Annotated in this window: 1 protein-coding gene; it reads left to right on the plus strand. The window is 65.6% G+C overall.

Features of this window, described 5'->3' with window-relative positions:
* Window positions 1-38 precede the first annotated feature (38 nt).
* Window positions 39-398: hypothetical protein (locus ACLD7X_RS19465; RefSeq protein ID WP_411425325.1), on the plus strand; the 360-nt coding region annotated here is incomplete at its 3' end.

The raw sequence follows: 398 nt of genomic DNA on the forward strand, positions 1-398 counted from the left end.
CGGCCACGTTGTTTGAGAATGCGCGGTCCGGCGATTGGGTGGCGGTACTCACCGTTACCGGCGGCGCGCTCGATGTTCGCCTCACCGGACCGGATGCAGGGCGCTTCAGCACCAGTTTCGATCCTGTTTCCGGCCGCGTGACCATCGTGCCTGCCGCGGTGTTCGACGCGGAGGCACTGGGGGTGGGCGCTGCCTTCGTGTTCAGCGTCTCTGTCCGCACTGCAGATGGCTGGGTGGCGCTGGCTGCTCAGTATACTGTCAGCCTTATCGATCTTGACGACACGCCGCCCGAGGGGCTGCGCTTCCTCACCGGCGGCGCCGTCCTGGCAAATGATGTCGGTGCGGAGGTCGGCCAATTGGTGGCAGACGACCCCGACACCGCCGGTGAACTGGATTAC

This window comes from Aphanothece microscopica RSMan92 (assembly GCF_046613545.2).
Lineage (GTDB): Bacteria > Cyanobacteriota > Cyanobacteriia > PCC-6307 > Cyanobiaceae > NIES-981.